Annotated in this window: 2 protein-coding genes; both read left to right on the top strand. The window is 63.7% G+C overall.

Features of this window, described 5'->3' with window-relative positions; translation table 11 throughout:
* Positions 1–321: 321 nt before the first annotated feature.
* Positions 322–1,086, top strand: coding sequence for an ImuA family protein (locus EN984_RS34415; RefSeq protein WP_127266530.1), 765 nt, complete (start codon positions 322–324; stop codon positions 1,084–1,086).
* A partial coding sequence (locus EN984_RS34410; RefSeq protein ID WP_164765911.1) for a DNA polymerase Y family protein occupies positions 998–1,463 on the top strand: 466 nt, incomplete at its 3' end. The genes EN984_RS34415 and EN984_RS34410, both read left to right, overlap by 89 nt.

Here is a 1,463-nt window from a genome sequence, read left to right as displayed (position 1 = left end):
CTCCTACGGCTGTCCTGTTAACCGCCCGCGGCGGGGGCGAATTTCCTCCGTCCCGCGCGCGACAATGTCCGCCATTGCGGGCGCGCGCGGGACTGCGGTTTATACGCCGTTTTTCCTTGTGCGCCGCCAACCGCCGGCGCGAACATCCCAACAGGACAGGTGGCCTCGACGCCTCGTCCTGCTGGCAAACGGTTCTTTCGGTGCCACCGGGCGGTCGCGACAAAATTTCTTCCGCGGCACCACCTCGCCATGCCATTGACTCTTTATTAGGAAGGGAACAAATGAGGAACATTCCGCCAGCATGTCGCGTTCAGGGGACAGATGAGTGCATCGACGCCAAACGCTGCTATTTCCGATCTGCGAGGTCGCATTGCGCGTCTCGAAGGCGGTAATGCGCGCAAAAGAGCGGTGCTCCCATTCGGAATCTCCTCGATCGACAGTCATCTGCCAGGCGGGGGTGTGGCGCTTGGCGCACTTCATGAAGTTGCCGGCGGCGGCAATGGAGCGATCGATGGCGCTGCAGCGTCGCTTTTTGCAGCCGGGATTGCAGCGAGGACGCAAGGCAAGGTGCTGTGGTGCGTGACGCGCCAGGATCTGTTTGCGCCGGCAATCGCACAGGTCGGACTGCATCCCGACCGGGTGATCTATGTTGAAGCCGGTGACGACAAATCCTTGCTCGCCTGCTTCGAGGAAGGTCTGCGGCATGTCGGTCTTGGAGCGGTGGTCGCGGAAGTGGCGCGCCTGTCCATGACTTCCTCGCGCCGGTTGCAACTGGCATCGGAAGGCTCCGGCGCGATGGGCATCGCCATCCGCCGCTGGCGCCGCCAGACCGAAGCCGCCGATTTCGGGCAGCCGACGGCGTCTGTCACCCGCTGGCGGGTTTCCGTGCTGCCGTCGCGACCGCTGCCTGTGCCCGGCGTTGGTCGGGCGCGATGGCAACTTGAACTGATCCGGTCTCGTGGAGGGGAAACACTCGATATCGAAGTGGAGGCTTGTGATGCCAAGGGTCGTCTCGCTATTCCTTCCAAGCTGGTCGACCGACCGGCTCAAAAGGAAATTGGGCGACGTCTCGCCGCCACCGGATAAGCCTTTGGTGCTGGTCGGGCGGCACGGTAATCGTCGCCTGGTGACTGCGGTGGATCGCGCGGCACTGGAAGCGGGCCTGCGCGTCGGAATGCCCGCGACCAAGGCACAGGCCCTCGTCCAGGGGCTGGCGGTCATGGATGCCGAACCTGAAGCAGACGCGCAGGCATTGGATCGGTTGGCCCTGTGGGCTTTGCGGCGGTACGCGCCGATTGTCGCAGCAGAACCTCCCGACGGATTGGTGATGGATACCACGGGCGCCGATCATCTTCATGGCGGTGAACGCTTGATGCTGGCCGATATGGTCGAACATCTCGGCAAGGTCGGCTTCTCGGCGCGCGCAGCCATAGCGGATAGCTGGGGTGCTGCTCATGCGGTGG

Source organism: Mesorhizobium sp. M7A.F.Ca.CA.004.12.1.1 (assembly GCF_003997835.1).
GTDB lineage: Bacteria > Pseudomonadota > Alphaproteobacteria > Rhizobiales > Rhizobiaceae > Mesorhizobium.
The sequence above is the reverse complement of the archived record's forward strand: the minus strand, read 5'-3'. Positions and strand labels throughout refer to the sequence as shown.